Annotated in this window: 20 protein-coding genes and 1 tRNA gene; 11 read left to right on the top strand and 10 right to left on the bottom strand. The window is 40.3% G+C overall.

The window, feature by feature from the left end; translation table 11 throughout:
- Window positions 1-23: 23 nt before the first annotated feature.
- From rimO to rpmB, 5 genes are all read right to left on the bottom strand, one after another.
- Entirely contained in the window at window positions 24-1,361 is a 1,338-nt protein-coding gene (rimO, locus tag AC1D0K_RS20055; RefSeq protein WP_295716700.1) for a 30S ribosomal protein S12 methylthiotransferase RimO, read from the bottom strand.
- 122 nt (window positions 1,362-1,483) lie between these two features.
- On the bottom strand, window positions 1,484-2,449 hold the full coding sequence (ftsY, locus tag AC1D0K_RS20060; RefSeq protein ID WP_295716701.1) for a signal recognition particle-docking protein FtsY: 966 nt from the start codon (window positions 2,447-2,449) through the stop codon (window positions 1,484-1,486).
- A 213-nt stretch (window positions 2,450-2,662) separates the two neighbouring features.
- Window positions 2,663-2,827, bottom strand: coding sequence for a DUF4295 domain-containing protein (locus AC1D0K_RS20065; RefSeq protein ID WP_295716702.1), 165 nt, complete (start codon window positions 2,825-2,827; stop codon window positions 2,663-2,665).
- A 93-nt stretch (window positions 2,828-2,920) separates the two neighbouring features.
- A complete protein-coding gene (gene rpmG, locus AC1D0K_RS20070) occupies window positions 2,921-3,103 on the bottom strand; it encodes a 50S ribosomal protein L33 (RefSeq protein ID WP_067063463.1) in 183 nt (60 codons plus the stop codon).
- Between the two features lie 105 nt (window positions 3,104-3,208).
- Complete coding sequence (gene rpmB, locus AC1D0K_RS20075; protein ID WP_022830076.1) at window positions 3,209-3,442, bottom strand: 50S ribosomal protein L28; 234 nt, start codon at window positions 3,440-3,442, stop codon at window positions 3,209-3,211.
- A gap of 240 nt (window positions 3,443-3,682) precedes the next feature.
- Between rpmB and acs the strand changes: the two genes are divergently transcribed.
- From acs to lpxB, 6 genes are all read left to right on the top strand, one after another.
- Window positions 3,683-5,584, top strand: a complete 1,902-nt coding sequence (gene acs, locus AC1D0K_RS20080; RefSeq protein ID WP_477391336.1) for an acetate--CoA ligase — start codon at window positions 3,683-3,685, stop codon at window positions 5,582-5,584.
- 54 nt (window positions 5,585-5,638) lie between these two features.
- Window positions 5,639-6,232 (top strand): hypothetical protein, encoded by a 594-nt coding sequence (locus AC1D0K_RS20085; protein WP_477391335.1) that lies wholly within the window; start codon window positions 5,639-5,641, stop codon window positions 6,230-6,232.
- 141 nt (window positions 6,233-6,373) lie between these two features.
- A complete protein-coding gene (locus AC1D0K_RS20090; protein ID WP_090641334.1) occupies window positions 6,374-6,559 on the top strand; it encodes a CsbD family protein in 186 nt (61 codons plus the stop codon).
- A 134-nt stretch (window positions 6,560-6,693) separates the two neighbouring features.
- A complete protein-coding gene (gene surE / locus AC1D0K_RS20095; RefSeq protein ID WP_477391334.1) occupies window positions 6,694-7,467 on the top strand; it encodes a 5'/3'-nucleotidase SurE in 774 nt (257 codons plus the stop codon).
- 1 nt (window position 7,468) lies between these two features.
- Complete coding sequence (locus AC1D0K_RS20100; protein ID WP_477391333.1) at window positions 7,469-7,753, top strand: stationary phase survival protein SurE; 285 nt, start codon at window positions 7,469-7,471, stop codon at window positions 7,751-7,753.
- Window positions 7,750-8,862, top strand: a complete 1,113-nt coding sequence (lpxB, locus tag AC1D0K_RS20105) for a lipid-A-disaccharide synthase (protein ID WP_477391332.1) — start codon at window positions 7,750-7,752, stop codon at window positions 8,860-8,862. The genes AC1D0K_RS20100 and lpxB overlap by 4 nt, the downstream gene beginning before the upstream one ends.
- 81 nt (window positions 8,863-8,943) lie before the next feature.
- Here lpxB and AC1D0K_RS20110 read toward each other — a convergent pair whose 3' ends face one another.
- From AC1D0K_RS20110 to AC1D0K_RS20130, 5 genes are all read right to left on the bottom strand, one after another.
- Entirely contained in the window at window positions 8,944-9,105 is a 162-nt protein-coding gene (locus AC1D0K_RS20110; protein WP_477391331.1) for a hypothetical protein, read from the bottom strand.
- Between the two features lie 35 nt (window positions 9,106-9,140).
- Window positions 9,141-9,272, bottom strand: coding sequence for a hypothetical protein (locus AC1D0K_RS20115; RefSeq protein ID WP_477391330.1), 132 nt, complete (start codon window positions 9,270-9,272; stop codon window positions 9,141-9,143).
- 19 nt (window positions 9,273-9,291) lie between these two features.
- Window positions 9,292-9,549 (bottom strand): hypothetical protein, encoded by a 258-nt coding sequence (locus tag AC1D0K_RS20120; protein ID WP_477391329.1) that lies wholly within the window; start codon window positions 9,547-9,549, stop codon window positions 9,292-9,294.
- A 148-nt stretch (window positions 9,550-9,697) separates the two neighbouring features.
- Window positions 9,698-10,894: an MFS transporter gene (locus AC1D0K_RS20125; protein WP_295716720.1), complete on the bottom strand. Its 1,197-nt coding sequence runs from the start codon at window positions 10,892-10,894 to the stop codon at window positions 9,698-9,700.
- Window positions 10,895-11,642: 748 nt separating this feature from the next.
- Window positions 11,643-12,182: a TetR/AcrR family transcriptional regulator gene (locus tag AC1D0K_RS20130; protein ID WP_477391328.1), complete on the bottom strand. Its 540-nt coding sequence runs from the start codon at window positions 12,180-12,182 to the stop codon at window positions 11,643-11,645.
- A 287-nt stretch (window positions 12,183-12,469) separates the two neighbouring features.
- Between AC1D0K_RS20130 and AC1D0K_RS20135 the strand changes: the two genes are divergently transcribed.
- The 5 genes from AC1D0K_RS20135 (at window position 12,470) to AC1D0K_RS20155 (ending at window position 16,465) form a co-directional block, all read left to right on the top strand.
- Window positions 12,470-12,543 (top strand) — tRNA-Ala (locus AC1D0K_RS20135).
- A gap of 306 nt (window positions 12,544-12,849) precedes the next feature.
- Entirely contained in the window at window positions 12,850-13,218 is a 369-nt protein-coding gene (locus AC1D0K_RS20140; RefSeq protein ID WP_477391327.1) for a hypothetical protein, read from the top strand.
- 42 nt (window positions 13,219-13,260) lie between these two features.
- Complete coding sequence (locus tag AC1D0K_RS20145) at window positions 13,261-14,094, top strand: sulfite exporter TauE/SafE family protein (protein ID WP_477391326.1); 834 nt, start codon at window positions 13,261-13,263, stop codon at window positions 14,092-14,094.
- Between the two features lie 21 nt (window positions 14,095-14,115).
- Entirely contained in the window at window positions 14,116-14,517 is a 402-nt protein-coding gene (locus AC1D0K_RS20150; RefSeq protein ID WP_477391325.1) for a DUF1634 domain-containing protein, read from the top strand.
- 526 nt (window positions 14,518-15,043) lie between these two features.
- Window positions 15,044-16,465 carry a TolC family protein gene (locus tag AC1D0K_RS20155; protein ID WP_477391324.1) on the top strand — a complete coding sequence of 474 codons (1,422 nt, stop codon included), beginning with the start codon at window positions 15,044-15,046 and terminating at the stop codon, window positions 16,463-16,465.

Consider the following 16,465-nt stretch of genomic DNA (forward strand, 5'->3'; position numbering starts at 1 on the left):
TGGTAATGCGCCGCAAATTAACATTATTTTACAATTTGTCCATAAAGGTCAAAGTCTTCGGCGCTGTCAATCTTCACGTTAACAAAGCCACCTACTGTAGCATAGTCAATGCTGGCATCAATTAAAACCTCGTTATCAACTTCTGGCGAATCAAATTCTGTACGACCAACAAAATAATCCCCGTCTTTTTTATCGATCAATACTTTAAATGTTTGGCCAATTTTTTCCTGATTCTTATCAAATGAAATGCCCTGCTGAATTTCCATGATGGCATCTGCACGCTCCTGTTTTACTTCATCGGGCACATCGTCAACCAAAGAGTGGGCATGTGTTTTTTCTTCGTGCGAGTAAGTGAAACAGCCTAAACGATCAAACTTGGTATCCTCAACCCATTGAGCCATTTCTTCAAAATGCTCTTGAGTTTCGCCAGGATAACCGGTGATTAAGGTGGTACGCATAGCAATGCCCGGCACCTTATCGCGAATCTGGTTCACCAGATCAATAGTTTTTTGTTTGGTGATACCACGGCGCATTGATTTCAGCATATCATCACTGATGTGCTGTAAAGGCATATCCATGTACTTGCAAATATTATCACGCTCATTCATCACATCCAGTACTTCCATCGGGAAGCCGGAAGGGTAGGCGTATTGCAACCTGATCCATTCAACACCATTAACATCACTCAGGCGGCGAAGTAACTCATCCAGGTTACGTTTGCCATACAGGTCAAGCCCATAATAGGTTAAGTCCTGTGCAATTAATATCAGTTCTTTTGTGCCATTTTTAACCAGGTTCTGCGCATCCTTAACCAATTGGTCAATAGGAGTGCTCAGGTGTTTTCCACGCATCAATGGGATAGCGCAAAAAGAGCATGGACGGTTACAGCCTTCGGCAATTTTAAAATATGCAAAGTGAGATGGTGTGGTAAGCAGGCGCTCGCCAATAAGCTCATGTTTATAGTCGGCGCCTACAGATGCTAATAAATTCTGCAGGTCATTGGTACCGAAGTAGGCATCAACATTGGTGATCTCGGCTTCCAGCTCAGGTTTGTAACGTTCACTAAGACAGCCGGTAACTATCACTTTGCCAACCTTGCCTTGTTGTTTTAGTTCGCTGTATTGTAATATGGTATCTATTGATTCCTGCTTGGCATTATCAATAAAACCGCAGGTATTAATAACGATGATATCATTTTTGCCCACTTTCTCGGCCTCATGCACTACATCAAATTGATTGCCTTTTAACTGACCCATCAGGATCTCGGAATCATATATATTTTTTGAGCAGCCCAAAGTAACCACGTTAACGCGTTGTTTAACTGGTTTTGCTATCGGGCGGGAAATTTCTTTTGTCTTCATAACACACTAATCATTGCAATGAGAAAATTGTCATTGCGAGGAACGAAGCAATCGCGAACTATACAGAATTGAATTGCAAGAGAGGAGATTGCTTCGTCGTTCCTCCCCGCAATAAGATAATTTTATTGCTTAAATAAGCTATCTACGAAAGCTTGCCTGTCAAATAACTGCAAGTGTTCAACACCTTCGCCAACGCCGATATATTTTACAGGGATCTTAAACTGATCCGAGATACCTATTACTACACCACCTTTTGCTGTACCATCAAGCTTGGTTAGGGCCAGGGCATTAACATTGGTGGCTTCGGTAAACTGTTTGCATTGTTCAATGGCATTTTGCCCGGTTGATGCATCCAGTACCAATAGTATTTCATGAGGTGCACCAGGGATCACCTTTTGCATCACATTTTTTATTTTAGTAAGCTCATTCATCAGGCCTACTTTATTATGTAACCTGCCGGCAGTATCAATAATAGCTACGTCATCGCCATTGGCAACTGCCGAGCGTAAGGTATCATAGGCAACCGAAGCCGGATCTGATCCCATTGGCTGGGCTACAACTTTTACATCAACACGTTTACCCCAAAGCTGCAACTGATCAACCGCTGCTGCACGGAAGGTATCGGCAGCACCAAGTACTACCTTGTTACCGGCTTGTTTAAGCTTATGGGCCAGTTTACCAATAGTGGTAGTTTTACCCACACCATTAACGCCCACAACCATGATTACATAGGGCTTATGATCGCCATACTCAAAATTGCGAAAATCGTTGCTGTTATTTTCGGCCAGTAATTTTTGGATCTCATCTTTCAACAGCACATTAAGTTCGCTGGTGCCAACGTATTTATCGCGGGCAACACGTTCCTGGATACGGCCGATGATCTTGAGGGTGGTGCTAACACCAACATCAGAGGTAACCAGTACTTCTTCCAGCTCATCCAGCACATCATCATCAACGGTTGATTTACCGGCAATAACCTTGGTGATCTTTGAAAAAAAGTTATCCTTGGTTTTTTCTAAACTGGTATCAAGGGCTTGTTGCTCCTGCTGTGTATTTTCCTTTTTCTTAAAAAAATCAAATAATCCCATAGTTAGATGTGCAGATTTTAGATGTGCAGAAGTGCAGATTTATAATGTGCGTATTTTTTGATGTTAAATTTAGCAATGCAAATATGCCTAAATGATAGTTAACAGATGTCAGATCAATATAATTACTTTAATCTGCGTATCTGATGCATACACATCAACAAAAAAAGCCCTCTCGTAAAAACAAGACGGCTTCAATATTTTAATCAAAAGGTATTATATAGTTTTACCTGCAATTGCATCCTTAACAAAATCGTTAGGGACAATTTGGGTTCTGAATGAATAAGCACCAGTTTTTGGTGATTTGTTCATTGTAATAACTTTTGAATATTCTTTGCCTTTACCTGCTACTTTTAGCGTTGCAACTACTTTCTTTGCCATTTCTTTTAATTATTGAATTAGTGAATCATTGAATTAGTGAGTTAACCGTTGGGGGAGATCTAAACCTATTCAACCATTAACTTAATCAACCAATTACTTAATTTCTTTATGAACTGTTACTTTCCTTAAAACCGGGTTGAATTTTTTCATTTCCAGTCTTTCAGTTGTATTTTTCTTGTTCTTAGTGGTAATATAGCGAGACATGCCTGGCATACCGCTTGTTTTGTGTTCAGTACACTCTAGAATTACCTGAACCCTGTTGCCTTTTTTTGCCATTTTCTTTTTATGTTGTACGCATCACCATCCCGGCTTACGTAATTTTTTAAATTATATATTGCGTTTAATACCTATGTTAAACATGAGGCGTTAACGTAATACCTACTAAATGTATCCCTTTTTAACAAATTTATTGATACAGGCAGTAATGCCGTTTTTGCTGATAGTTTTAACAGCAGATGTAGATACCTTTAAGGTAATCCATTTATCTTCTTCAGGGATATAAAACTTCTTAAGTTTTAAGTTTGGATGAAATCTACGTTTTGTTTTAACGTTTGAGTTTGAAACGTTATTACCTACAATAGATCCTTTTCCTGTTAGATCACAAATTCTTGACATGACAAATATTTTTAATTATCAACCCTTTATTCAAAAGAGTTTGCAAATATCAGACTTTTTAATCGAATATTCAATAGCGTTTTCAAAAATTGTTAAATAATTTTTAAAAGCCAACATTTGCCTTTATTTCAGGCTGTTTGTTATTGGATATTGGTTCTTTTTAAAATTATTTAATAAGTGGTGTTTTTAATATGTACATAACACAGAAATTGCTAATTTACGCCCACCATTATAAATGCTATGAAGATTACATCATTTGAAGAGTATAAGCAGGTTTACCAACAAAGTGTTGAACAGCCTGAACAGTTCTGGGCCGGTATTGCCGAAAATTTTTTATGGCAAAAGAAATGGGATAAGGTGCTTGACTGGAACTTTAAAGACCCAAAGATTAAATGGTTCCAGGGGGCAAAACTCAATATAACCGAAAATTGCCTGGATCGTCACCTAGACACTATTGGAGATAAACCTGCCATTATATGGGAGCCAAATGACCCGCAGGAAGATCACCGCATATTAACTTATCGCCAGCTGCATGATAAGGTTTGCCAGTTTGCCACTGTATTAAAAAACAACGGGGCAAAAAAGGGCGATCGTATTTGTATATATATGCCTATGATACCTGAACTGGCCATCGCCGTTTTAGCGTGTGCCCGTATCGGCGCAATTCATTCGGTTGTATTTGGCGGCTTTTCGGCGCAGTCAATTGCCGATAGAATAAATGATGCAGAATGTAATATTGTAATAACTGCTGATGGAGGTTTTAGGGCAAATAAACCTATTCCTTTAAAAACGGTGATAGATGATGCACTGGTTCAGTGTAAATCTGTTAAGCGGGTAATTGTTTTAACCAGGAGCCGTACACCGGTTTCTATGATAAAGGGGCGCGATGTATGGTGGGAAGATGAAGTTAAAAAAGTTGAAACACAAGGTAATCCCGAGTGTCCTGCCGAGCAAATGGACGCGGAGGATATGTTATTCATATTATATACATCAGGTTCAACAGGTAAGCCTAAGGGCGTAGTGCATACCACCGGTGGCTACATGGTTTATACCGGCTATACTTTTGCTAATGTTTTTCAGTACAACCAGGGCGAGGTATATTTTTGTACTGCCGATATTGGATGGATCACCGGGCACTCGTATATTGTATATGGTCCGCTATCGCAGGGAGCAACTACATTAATGTTTGAAGGAGTACCCACCTATCCGGATGCAGGCAGATTTTGGGATATTGTAGATAAGTACAAGGTAAATATATTATATACGGCGCCAACAGCTATTCGCTCGTTGATGAGCTTTGGCGATGAGCCATTAAAAGGTAAGGACCTTAGTTCGCTTACCAAGCTGGGTTCTGTAGGGGAGCCTATTAATGAAGAGGCCTGGCATTGGTACGATGAAAAAATAGGTCATGGCAAATGCCCTATTGCTGATACCTGGTGGCAAACGGAAAATGGCGGTTTAATGATATCGCCTATTTGTAATGTTACACCAACTAAACCCGGTTATGCCACTTTGCCTTTACCGGGTGTACAGCCTGTATTGGTTGATGAAAATGGAAAAGTAATTGAGGGTAATGGCGTAAGCGGAAACCTTTGTATCAAGTTTCCGTGGCCGGGTATGCTGCGCACCACTTATGGCGATCATGAACGCTGCCGCACTACCTATTTTGCCACTTATGAAAATTTATATTTCACTGGCGATGGCTGCCTGCGTGATGAAGATGGTTATTACCGCATCACCGGTCGTGTTGATGATGTGCTCAATGTATCTGGTCACCGTATTGGAACTGCAGAGGTGGAGAACGCTATCAACATGCACAGCAGTGTGGTTGAATCGGCAGTTGTTGGTTACCCGCATGATATAAAAGGGCAGGGTGTATATGCCTTTGTGGTATGCCCAAATCAGCACGGCGACGCAGAGCTTGCCCGTAAAGATATTATCATGACAGTTGCCAGGATAATAGGTGCAATTGCCAAGCCGGATAAGATTCAGTTTGTAAGCGGACTGCCCAAAACACGATCGGGCAAAATCATGCGCCGCATTTTACGTAAGATAGCCGAGGGCGAAACCAGTAACCTTGGTGATACCAGTACACTGCTTGATCCGGCTGTTGTTGAAGAGATCAAGGCAGGAGCTTTGTAGGAATAAAGATATTTGGATAAAGGAGCAAAGATCAATTGTTGAATAATAAAACAGATGCAGAAAATGAGGAGCAAGGACATCGTAAAAATAGGTTCCTTGCCTTTTTTCTCTGTTTTTTTTATCCTTGTTCTTTGCTCCAGCTTTCTTTTTTCCTTTAAAAATAGGCCATCTGCGAGATACAAGCTCGACTTTTTTACCTCAGAAAATCAATTTTACCTCTGCGATTCTGCCTTTACTGGCGAAACGGGCGATGCCAGTTTTTGGACTCCCTTAGCTTATGCCGACAGATTGGCGACAGCAAAGGATAAAGATATTGTTGGAATTAGTATTGAAAGCTTTGGCCACGTAAAGGCCGAGCTTAATGTATTAGATGCTGCGAGCGGGGAAAAGGATTTTAAAAAGTATGATCATGTGGTGGAGGCCGGTGTCAGAATTAGTTCGGGGATATTGGAGGTGCTTGATTTTCCAGATCATAAAATTCAATTAAAAGCTATAGTTACTCCAGGATATTATCGTGTAAGGGTCTATTCCTATGATCTCAAAAACATCAATTCCGAAGCAGATGAAGGGACAGATCACTATAAAATAGAGCTTTGGCCGTCCAATAATTTTGAGCGTAAGGTATTGAAGCAGTTTGTGAAAGACTAATTTAGGAGAGCAGAGAATGGATTCTATTTATTGCCCAGTTCCAATTAATAAGTCTTAACTCTTGATTCTAATCTCTTGACTCTTTCAACAAACCATATCATTTCCCAGATGTTATAACAATACATCTAAATAAAAAACATTATGGATAAGCTACAAATAAAAGGCGGCTGGAATGAGTTAAAGGGCAAGATTAAACAGGCTTACGGCGACCTTACCGATGATGACCTTACCTACGAAGAGGGTAAAGACGATGAAACATTAGGAAAACTTCAGCAAAAAACGGGTAAAACCCGGGATGAACTGGTGAAGTGGATTAACAGTTTATAAGATTTAGAAAAGGCTCCTGCAACGGGGCCTTTTTATTTGAAAAGCTTTGAAAGTTCAAGGCCGAATCCCGGTAACGGTGTATTTCTTTTTCTTATCACCGGTCAGCATAAATCAAATATAACTAATTTCGCACAATGAAAACAGCGAAACCCAATATTCTTGTTGTAAATGACGACGGCATAACTGCTCCTGGTATTAAGGTATTGATAGAAGCGATGAGCGAGATTGGCAGGGTAGTAGTGGTAGCGCCGGATAGCCCGCAATCGGGCATGGGGCATGCCATTACTATTGGCAAACCACTGCGCCTGGATAAGGTTGACATTTATGAGGGCATTGAAATGTACCGTTGCTCGGGCACTCCTGTTGATTGTGTGAAGCTGGCAGTTAATAAGATATTTAAGGGGCAGAAGCCCGATCTGTGCGTATCAGGCATTAATCATGGTTTAAATAATTCCATCAACGTTTTGTATTCAGGCACCATGTCGGCCGCTGTGGAAGGTGCAATTGAGAGTATTCCGTCGATAGGTTTTTCTTTGGATGATTATAACCTTGATGCAGACTTTAGCCACTGCGTTAAATACATTAAAGAACTTGCACTGCAGGTTTTAGCCAATAGCCTGCCGGCCAATACCCTGCTTAATGTAAATTTCCCCAATACGCCCGATATTAAAGGTATTAGGATCTGCAGGCAGGCCAACGCAAAATGGGCCGAGGAGTTTGATGAGAGAGTTGATCCGCATAAACGGCCATATTACTGGCTTACCGGCGTTTTTCAGCTTAATGACGGTGGCGAGGATACCGATGTTTGGGCCCTTGATCATAATTATGTATCGGTTGTGCCTGTACAGTTTGATATGACAGCCCACCACGCCATACCATTTTTAAACAACTGGAAGTTTAATGTATAAAATGGAGTTCAAAAAAATACTTAAAACCGACAGTATAGCGGCGGGTATAATTGGTGGTTTAATACTGCCGGGCATTAGCCTGTTCATTTTTTTGTATCTGTTAAAAGGTAACTTTTTAATATTTAATAAACCGGGTATCCCATACCTGGTAGCTATTGCGTTGAATTTATTTATGATCAGGTATTGTTTTAAACAGGGGCAGGATAACACCGGAACAGGTATGATACTGGTGACGTTTATATTTACGGCGGCAGTTTTTTTACTTAAATTACAACCCATCAGATGAAGTATTACCTGGTAGCCGGCGAAGCTTCGGGCGATTTACATGGCGCTAATTTGATGAAGGCGCTAAAAGAGTTAGACCCCGTGGCGGAATTTCGGTTTTTTGGTGGCGATCTCATGCAAGCCGAAGGCGGTACGCTGGTAAAGCATTATGCCGATATGGCTTTTATGGGTTTTGTGGAGGTGGTAGCTAACCTGCGCGCCATTATGAAAAATTTAAAAGCCTGTAAACAAGACATCGCTGCTTATCAGCCGGATGTGTTGGTGCTGATAGATTTCCCTGGTTTCAATTTGAAGATAGCCGGTTTTGCAAAATCTATTGGACTACCTGTTTACTATTACATATCCCCTAAAGTATGGGCCTGGAATCAGAAACGGGTTTTAAAGATCAAAAAAATTGTTGATCACCTGTTTTGTATCCTCCCTTTTGAGGTTGACTTTTACAAAACATGGGGCATGGATGTCGATTATGTGGGTAACCCCCTGTTGGATGCTAAAACTGCATTTAAACCCGAACCGGAGTTTCTGCAGAAATACCATTTAACCGGGAAAAAGATCATCGCATTATTGCCAGGTAGCCGCAAGCAGGAGATCACCTATTTACTGCCCGAAATGATCGCGGTAGCAGAACGGTTTCCGGGCTATCAATTTGTTATAGCCGGTGCGCCATCCTTTAAGCTGGATTTTTATAGTGAGTTTGTAAAGGATAAAAATATCACCGTTATATTTAATGCTACTTATGATCTGTTAAGCCATGCCCATGCCGCTGTTGTAGCATCAGGTACCGCAACGTTGGAAACCGCTTTGTTTAATGTACCGCAGGTGGTGGTTTACAAGGGAAATGCCTTAACCATAGCCATAGCCCGGATGCTGGTGAAAATCAAATTTATATCATTGGTTAATCTTATTGTAAATAAGGGGATAGTAAAGGAACTTATTCAGGAGGATTGCAACGAATTGCAAATAGCTGCCGAGCTTGAAGCAATCACGGGCGATAGCGCGTACCGGGAAAACATGCTGCTCAATTATGATGAGCTTGATAACAGAATGGGCCAGCCAGGAGCCTCGGCCAAAACCGCGGCCTTGATTATCAAATACGCTTCAAAAAAATAAAACCCTGTTTTTGGCAGGGTTTTATCGTTTTCATAGGTGTTGTACTATTTTTAGATAGATAGATGTAGGTATATATGATGATCAGGCAGCTTTGCGTGTTTGTTGCGCGGCAACCTGCTTGTTGTTAATAAATTGATGTCTCAATTTGAAGTTTCTCAGATCCTCTAATAAAATGTTTAATAATTCATCGTCAAATCTGGCAACTAATTTACTTGTTGATGGTGTAATTTTAAAGGCTTTCATAGGTAGATGTTTTATAGGTAAGTAAGTTGGTTTTATTAAGCTGCGCTTGGTATTAACTGTGGTGATTTAGCTTTAATAGCTTTCAAATCATTCATTAGTATTATTTTCAATTCGTTATCAAAACGTGCTACTAATTTGCTGGTTGATGGTTTTCTATTAGTTTTCATAGTTTAGTTTTTTATGCTTTTAATTTCTTTTATCTAAATCTTTCTTTTCAGTTTCCTGATTCTCGGTAAGGTTGTTTTTGCGGCGCTTTGCTTCGTTGTATTGCCTCAAAATTTGCTCCTCATCGCGTGGGTCTGTTGTTTTTGCGGGCTCTACCGGGTTTTCCCATTCTTTCTCTTCTTCCTTAACCGTTTTCTTAGTAGTTTCCATAACAGTTGCATTTGATAGGTTGTATTCCAATCCTGTGCCAAAAAAATAACCTGGATCAAAAAAAGTCATTGCAGCCTCAGTATTTTTTTACAATACCGTGTAAATAGTTGTTTTTAAGCGGTTTTTATCACCAAAAAAAAATTTAGTTTTTTTGGTGAAATGATATTTGTGGGCGGCTAAATGTGTTTACCTGGTCTTCAATAACCGAACACTTGTTTTAATTTCGTACGTTTTTTTGATAGCTGAACAGGTGTGCTGCCAGGGCAACAATGGCCAAAGCTGCGCCAATTGCACATACGCCACTCCACTGGTAGCTTTTCCATACCTGGCTGGCCAAAAACGTACCCGACGCTCCGCCTATAAAATAAGACACCATGTACACCGTATTTAGTCGGTTGCGTGCCTCTGGTATCAAAGAAAAAATTATTGATTGGTTGGATATATGCGTAGCCTGCACACCCATATCCAACACAATAACCCCGATAATTAAACCTATTATGCTATGGCTGGAAAAATAAAAGATGATGAAAGAAATCAATACCAGTGACAAAGTATAGCCGGATAGTTTATAGGAATTCATTTTATCGCTCAGTCTGCCCATTAAGCCCGCAGCTAATGCACCAAAGGCCCCAACCAGGCCAAAAGCACCAGCTACCGAGCTGCCTTCGTTAAACTGTGGTTGTTTTAGTAAAAAAACAAGCGTGGTCCAAAAAGCGCTGAAACCCGCAAAGCACAAAGCGCCACGGAAGGCTGCCATCCTTAATTTGGGTTGAGTTTTAACCAAATGAACAAGCGATTTCATCAGATTTTTATAATTTCCTTTATAATCGGGCTCAACCTCGGGTAAAAAGAAAAATATCATGAGCCACATAGCCAGCATAAGTCCGGTGGCAATATAGTACATGGCCCTCCATCCAAAATGTTCGCCTACAAAACCGCTTAACGTACGCGAGAGTAATATGCCTATCAACAGGCCACCCATTATAACCCCTAATTTTTTACCGCGCTCATGAGGCTTGGCCAGGTGGGCGGCCATGGGTATCAATAATTGTGGTATTACAGATGATACACCAACCAGGAACCCGGCTATAGTTAATATGGTTACAGTAGGGGCCAGCGCGCTTATTAATAATGATATTATTACCAATATAAAATCAATCAATATTAATCGCTTCCGCTTAAGCATATCTGCAAGTGGGATTATGAATAGTAAACCCGTTGCATAACCTATTTGCGTAAAGAAGGATACCTGCTGCGCTTTTTTATCGGTGATGTTAAAAGTGTGTGCTATATCGGCCAGTAGTGGCTGATTGTAGTAAATATTAGCCACCACCAACCCCGTAGCGATGGTCATGATCCATAAAGTGAACGGCGTTAAATGAGGATGCGTTTTGAGCTGCTGGGTAGCTGTCATTGTATAAAAAAATATAAAATTCGCTGCAAAAATGCGCAAGCGTTTTTTAAACTATGCTTATTTAAAGTAATTTTTATACGCGATGATACAATATCTTAAAACGTTATGAGTTTTAAATATTGATAAAAAGAGATTTTTTTTGGCAGATATTTCGTAAAAAAAGTATTTTATCTCTATTTTTTATCAATGTTGTTTGATTTTGGAATAAAATTTGATTTTAAATCATTGAAAATATTTTTTTAACGATTTTTTCATCATTTGTGTCTTGTAAAATGATCTATTTTAAATTTTTATTGAAAATAATTTAATAAAGTGAAATAATTTGACGCTTATTTTGGCCTTTAAATGAATCGATATTAAAAAGATAAAAAATTAACACTTTAATAATGATTTATTTGTATTTTTGAGAATCAAACAGGGTAATAGAGTGGTTGTGATAAATGTTACAATAAAATTACAAAGTATTTTAAAATAATATAAAAACTTAGTGTTACTTTTACACAGTAATACAAACACAAAAAAGTCTTCTCATAATTTAGGTTTATAATTGGTTAGTAAAGGCCCCTGCCCATCAGGGGCTTTACTTGTTTTAAAGGGTTTGGTATTTAGACGGCAAACAAGAAGCCCCCCATTGTTTTAATGGCTTAATTATAATAATCGCATACGCCTTTCCAACACGTATATTTATTGCTTCCTATTAAAATTCGACAGGAATGGCTTTGAAGCCAACAACTAAATCCATAATGATTCAGATTATTTTTTCTGCAATATCCCTGGCAGTTTTTATAGGCCAGGCATTACCGTGTACTTTATTGGTTATTAAGGCACCATCAAAAAGCATATAAAGTTCATCGGCCAATCTCTCTTTTTTAACAGGTTTTAAAATGTCGGCAAAAATTGCCCTTACATCGTTTTTTTGTTTCTTGATTATTTCCCTGATCCTGGCGTTATCTACAGGTAATTCAGAAACTATGTTTAAAAAATTACATCCGTAATAATCAGGTTTAGATGATAATTCTACCAGGAAATCAAATAATGCCAGCGCTTTCTCTTTAGGAGTGGTGAATTTTTCCACTTCGTTTTTTAAAGCATTATTTGTTTCAATACTTCTCGCCGTTAAATACTCTGCCAACAGGTCCTCTTTGGAATGAAAATGCTGATAGAGTGAAGCCTTTGCCACGCCAGCCTCCTGAATTATCTGGTTGATGCCCGTTGCATTATAACCCTGCTTATAAAACAACCTCGAAGCGGTTTCAATTATTTGATTGCGGACAAAACTTGTTTTCATACCTCAAAGGTAAAAATGTTTTTTATATACAGACAGGTCGGTATATTTATCTGATTGCCGAGATAAACCTTTTACTACGTTAAAAAGGCAATTTCACAAGCGATAACCCCATGATAGGAGTGTGAAAAAAACGAGGCAGCACCCTCAAACGCTATAATTTTTTTATGCGGGACACTCGCGTTATCCGCGACTTTATAGGTAAAATGCAGCTTAAAAAGTTACTTTTAAACGAATTTGAAATACTTTGGGAATTTTCACCGAAAGATATATATTTGCACTCCCGCAATGGGGGATTAGCTCAGCTGGCTAGAGCGCTTGCATGGCATGCAAGAGGTCATCGGTTCGACTCCGATATTCTCCACATTGATAAAAAGGCTTTACGAATTTCGTGAGGCCTTTTTTTATTCCAGGTAACCCGTAATGTGCTTTGAAAATCCCATTTAGCGGCGGCGTCACTCAAAAACCAAACGTATCTTGCTTATAAATACGCCGATCCCCGGTTGTCAATAATATTCCTATTTCGCGTTGTAAACATTTGCCAAAGCTGGTCCTGCCAGGGTTCAACGATAGTTTTTGCCTGTTCACCGAATATCCTGCGTAGCTATATCAGGTGCCCCATAATTTTATGCCAACAAACACAATTGCTAAACAATAAATGTAAAATATCATGAAAACATTAGAATTAGCGCCCGCACCAGAAATTGCTAAAAAACGGAAATCGGCTCAGTTTAAAACTACGGAACAAACGTCAATTGCTGCTCCTTTAACAAAAGAAAATGATGTTGCACCAGTCAAAACAAAAAGCGGATGGTTTTTAAAGGATAGCAGAGAAAACCTGACAAACACCGAGGCTATTATCCTGGGTGCATTTATTATAACGATGCCAATGCTATCTGCTATTGACTGGGATTATGGAACTCATACCATGTTCTTTATCGCGCCGGTTATATTTTATCTCGAGGTAACTGCCTTTACCATGTACTGCCCCATTAAAGCATTATTCAGCAATTACATTCATCCATCGCATTTCGAATAAATCTAACAACTTGTTTGCATCTCTTTTAAACAATAATAAATCATGACCATATTAACATTCACATTAATTTTATTGGCAGGTGCCTACCTGGCCGGGCTGGTTGGTTCGCTGACCGGACTTGGCGGCGGGGTAGTTATTATTCCCTTGTTAACCCTCGTGTTTCATGTGGATATCCGCTACGCTATAGGTGCAGCTTTACTGGCCTCCATTGCTACTTCTTCGGGAGCAGCAAGCGCCTACGTAAAGGAGGGGATCACTAACATCCGTTTAGGTATGTTTTTAGAGATTGCCACCACGATTGGGGCTGTAATTGGTGCATTCATAGCCGTGTATATGCCTACAAATGCCATTGCCGTTATTTTCGGTATTGTGCTGATCTTCTCGGCGGCAATGTCCCTAAGAAAAAAGAACCAGCTGGCATTGCCGGTGGGCAGTAAATTTTCTCATTTGCTTAAGCTTAATGGGAGCTATCCCACCAAAGATGGTGATGTAACTTATGAGCTGAACAACGTGGGTGGTGGGTTTTCAATCATGGCCGCGGCTGGTGTTTTATCCGGTCTGCTGGGGATAGGCTCAGGCGCATTAAAGGTATTGGCGATGGATACGGTTATGCACGTCCCTTTCAAGGTGAGCACAACCACCAGTAATTTTATGATTGGGGTTACTGCTGCTGCAAGTGCGGTTATTTACCTGCAGCGGGGCTATATGGACCCTGGTATTGCTTTACCGGTTATGCTGGGAGTGTTGGGCGGGGCGTTTACCGGCTCCAAGCTGCTTAGTCGCATGGATCCCAAGGTGTTAAGATTGATCTTTTGTGTTGCCATCACCTTTGTCGCCCTGGAAATGATTTATAACGGTTATCAACATAGATTTTAAAAGCATATTAAAATATTTAACATGAAAAAGGTATTATCAAAAAGCTATTGGGCCGATCAGGACGTTGAAAAGATGATAGGTGAATTATTAAGATACGGTGTCATTATTTCAAGTGCTATTGTGTTTATCGGTGGTCTTGGCTACCTATATCATCATAGTGAAGCCGGCCTGCCGCAATATCATGTATTTGGTGGAGAAAGCGTTAAATACACCACTTTTGGAGGGATTTTCAAAAGCGTATTGAGCTTAAATACCAAAGGCATCATTCAGTTAGGAGTGATTGCTTTAATAGCGACCCCCATTTTGCGCATCGCCTTCTCACTTGTCGCATTTTTTGTCGAAAAAGATAAGCTGTATATCGTAATCACCTTTATTGTTTTGAGTGTGATGCTGCTGAGCCTGTTTGGAGGTTTAAAAGCCTAAACAGCGCAATTTATTTTAAATGAATAGTAAATAAAATTAAAGTGAAAAAGAAACTGCATAACGTATTAAAGCTGTTGCTTGTCTTCCTGATTTTTACAGGATTACAGGGGAGGGTTATTATACGGTATGCAGAGTGTCTGAATAAAAACCTCAAAAGCGAACTCAGCTCTACTAAAGGAATTCATGTTAGGGCTGCCATTATTCATTGTAAGCTACAATGTTATACGCAGAAATTCCAGCCAATTGCCGTTCCACCGGCGGTAGCTCTTCTTTCTTTTGTCCTGATCTTTATTGTTATTATCAGGGTTTATGTTCCATTCCGGGAACATCTTGTATTGGTTAATCCTGTCCCTTTACTTCCGCTCCGGGCCCCACCGGTGTCTCTGTTTTAGTTTAAGCAACCGCCGGTATTGACCGCGTCTGCTATCGTGTTTTCTATCTCCTGCCGGGTTTTTCCGGATAACACATAAGACTTATAGGTGAGCCATTGATGGCTCATAACACAGACATTTTAATATTTTTTATTATGAAAGCGAATAAAAAGCTGCTCCTGCTCAGCCTTTTGGCGACCTTTTGCCTCAATTTGGTAGCCCGGTCGGCCAGGGCACAGGACACCAGCGGTATCTTAACCATGAAAGATGCGCTGAATATTGCCATAAATCAGCAACAATTATTAAAGGCTAAAGATAATTATGCCAAAGCATCTGCCGAAGGCATAACCGCTGCAAAGCGTGACGGTTTACCCGATTTTATTTTATCGGCACAGCAGGCTTACGGAACGGTTAACGGCTTAAGCGGTTTACCCTCTGGCCTCAACGGATTAATTTCCACAACATCGGGACCTGTGTCCGCAACCCAGAATTGGAATTCTGCTTTTGCCTCCCTTTATTCTTCAGAAATTAACTGGAACATTTTTTCCTTTGGTCTTCAAAAGGCACATGTTGCAGAAGCCCGCGGAATTTATGACCGCGACGCTGCCGATCTGGAACAGGAAAAGTTTCAACAGCAGGTTAAAGCCGCGGGGGCTTACCTTAACCTGCTTGCGGCGCAGCGGCTGCACTATTCAATGGATGTTAATCTTTCACGTGTTCAACAGCTAAGGAATGTTATCCTGCTTAGAACTGTAAATGGTTTAAACGCCGGCGTTGACAGCTCAATAGCTAATGCCGAGCTTGCCAAAGCAAAAATAGCCGTAACCGATGCCGTTAGCTATGAGCAAAAACAAGCCGCTAACCTGGCCATGCAATTGGGGATAAGCCAGCAGAATTTTACTTTAGATAGTGTATATATCAATCAGCTGCCCGCCCGCTTACCACAACATCCGCTTGATGACATAGCCAATCATCCCGAGCTGCTTTTTTTAGCGGCAAGAGTAAAAAGCAGCGACCTTGCAGCCACTTACCTTTCTAAAACAAGCTTGCCAAAAGTATCTTTATTTGGCGCTTTACAGGGCAGGGGATCTGGCTTTGGCACGGGTTATAATCCTGGCGAACCGGGTAGCTATAGTCAAAATTATTTTAACGGCGTTGAACCGATAAGAGGGAATTACCTTATAGGAGTAGGTGTTACCTGGAATCTGAGCAACCTGGGCAGGATATCTTCAAGAGTAAAAAGTCAGCACTTTCAATCAAACGGGTTGCTTAACGAATATCACTACCAGGAAAATAACCTCACCAATCAATTGGAAGAAGGGAATAAGCAATTGATCAATGCCTTACAAAAATATCATGAAGCTCCTATCCAGCTCAAGGCAGCCAGCGATGCTTATGAACAGAAAAAAACACTCTACAGCAACGGACTGGCAACTATAGTAGATGTTACCCAAACACTTTACGATTTAAACAGGGCAGAGACAGATAAAGATATTGCAAGCAACGCCGTATGGCAGTCGCTGCTCTACATCTCAGGCTCATCGGGCGATTTAAATCTATTCACCAACCAATTTTAA

Source organism: Mucilaginibacter sp. P1_A3, assembly GCF_056406855.1.

Bases quoted from the DNA above. Each gene is read 5' to 3' on its own strand.
- rimO (WP_295716700.1), bottom strand. From the start codon at position 1,361: ATGAAGACAAAAGAAATTTCCCGCCCGATAGCAAAACCAGTTAAACAA.
- ftsY (WP_295716701.1), bottom strand. From the start codon at position 2,449: ATGGGATTATTTGATTTTTTTAAGAAAAAGGAAAATACACAGCAGGAG.
- AC1D0K_RS20065 (WP_295716702.1), bottom strand. From the start codon at position 2,827: ATGGCAAAGAAAGTAGTTGCAACGCTAAAAGTAGCAGGTAAAGGCAAA.
- rpmG (WP_067063463.1), bottom strand. From the start codon at position 3,103: ATGGCAAAAAAAGGCAACAGGGTTCAGGTAATTCTAGAGTGTACTGAA.
- rpmB (WP_022830076.1), bottom strand. From the start codon at position 3,442: ATGTCAAGAATTTGTGATCTAACAGGAAAAGGATCTATTGTAGGTAAT.
- acs (WP_477391336.1), top strand. From the start codon at position 3,683: ATGAAGATTACATCATTTGAAGAGTATAAGCAGGTTTACCAACAAAGT.
- AC1D0K_RS20085 (WP_477391335.1), top strand. From the start codon at position 5,639: ATGCAGAAAATGAGGAGCAAGGACATCGTAAAAATAGGTTCCTTGCCT.
- AC1D0K_RS20090 (WP_090641334.1), top strand. From the start codon at position 6,374: ATGGATAAGCTACAAATAAAAGGCGGCTGGAATGAGTTAAAGGGCAAG.
- surE (WP_477391334.1), top strand. From the start codon at position 6,694: ATGAAAACAGCGAAACCCAATATTCTTGTTGTAAATGACGACGGCATA.
- AC1D0K_RS20100 (WP_477391333.1), top strand. From the start codon at position 7,469: ATGGAGTTCAAAAAAATACTTAAAACCGACAGTATAGCGGCGGGTATA.
- lpxB (WP_477391332.1), top strand. From the start codon at position 7,750: ATGAAGTATTACCTGGTAGCCGGCGAAGCTTCGGGCGATTTACATGGC.
- AC1D0K_RS20110 (WP_477391331.1), bottom strand. From the start codon at position 9,105: ATGAAAGCCTTTAAAATTACACCATCAACAAGTAAATTAGTTGCCAGA.
- AC1D0K_RS20115 (WP_477391330.1), bottom strand. From the start codon at position 9,272: ATGAAAACTAATAGAAAACCATCAACCAGCAAATTAGTAGCACGTTTT.
- AC1D0K_RS20120 (WP_477391329.1), bottom strand. From the start codon at position 9,549: ATGACTTTTTTTGATCCAGGTTATTTTTTTGGCACAGGATTGGAATAC.
- AC1D0K_RS20125 (WP_295716720.1), bottom strand. From the start codon at position 10,894: ATGACAGCTACCCAGCAGCTCAAAACGCATCCTCATTTAACGCCGTTC.
- AC1D0K_RS20130 (WP_477391328.1), bottom strand. From the start codon at position 12,182: ATGAAAACAAGTTTTGTCCGCAATCAAATAATTGAAACCGCTTCGAGG.
- AC1D0K_RS20140 (WP_477391327.1), top strand. From the start codon at position 12,850: ATGAAAACATTAGAATTAGCGCCCGCACCAGAAATTGCTAAAAAACGG.
- AC1D0K_RS20145 (WP_477391326.1), top strand. From the start codon at position 13,261: ATGACCATATTAACATTCACATTAATTTTATTGGCAGGTGCCTACCTG.
- AC1D0K_RS20150 (WP_477391325.1), top strand. From the start codon at position 14,116: ATGAAAAAGGTATTATCAAAAAGCTATTGGGCCGATCAGGACGTTGAA.
- AC1D0K_RS20155 (WP_477391324.1), top strand. From the start codon at position 15,044: ATGAAAGCGAATAAAAAGCTGCTCCTGCTCAGCCTTTTGGCGACCTTT.